The 562-nt window shown below is 58.5% G+C and carries 1 protein-coding gene; it reads left to right on the top strand.

Features of this window, described 5'->3' with window-relative positions; genetic code table 11:
* The first annotated feature begins 125 nt into the window (after positions 1-125).
* Complete coding sequence (locus NKK47_RS35135; RefSeq protein ID WP_352451707.1) at positions 126-554, top strand: type II toxin-antitoxin system VapC family toxin; 429 nt, start codon at positions 126-128, stop codon at positions 552-554.
* Positions 555-562 lie beyond the last annotated feature (8 nt).

Raw genomic sequence — 562 nt, 5'->3', positions numbered from 1 at the left:
AACCGCGGCAGCGTCCCGCTGCGCGAGAGACTTGCCAAAGTCAAGGAAATGGCGCGGCGGATCGGGCCGGCCAACCCTGATTTCGATATGAAGAAATTCACCGACGAAATGTGGGGCGACGACTGATGTTCGTCGATGCCTCGGTGATCGTTGCCATCCTGAACGAGGAACCTGGCGCGGAAGAGCTGGAAAAGCGGCTCGCGGCCGCGACCAAGCCGCTGTATATCTCCCCGCTCGTCCGGTTCGAGGCAGTCCAGGGTCTCGCGCGAGCATCGGCCGAAGCCATCAAAAAGAACGCCAAGCCCACGGCCGACATGCTGGCGCAAGCCCGTGATACCGTCGACGCCTTTTTGATCGAGATCGCCGGCAAAGAAATCATGATATCCGGCGACATCGGCGACCGGGCGATCGAAGCCAGCATGAAATACGGCAAAGCAGTCGGGCACAAAGCCGATCTCAATTTCGGCGATTGTTTTGCCTATGCTTGCGCGAAGGCTCACCGGCTTGCCCTGCTTTACAAGGGCAATGACTTTTCACAAACTGATCTGGCGTAAGGCTTTCC

The sequence above is a fragment of the Mesorhizobium sp. M0019 genome (genome assembly GCF_040323975.1).
GTDB lineage: Bacteria > Pseudomonadota > Alphaproteobacteria > Rhizobiales > Rhizobiaceae > Mesorhizobium.
This window is presented reverse-complemented; position numbering and strand designations above follow the sequence as displayed.

What these genes read in the sequence shown, in the direction of transcription:
- NKK47_RS35135 (WP_352451707.1), top strand. Translation starts at nt 126, where the DNA reads ATGTTCGTCGATGCCTCGGTGATCGTTGCCATCCTGAACGAGGAACCT.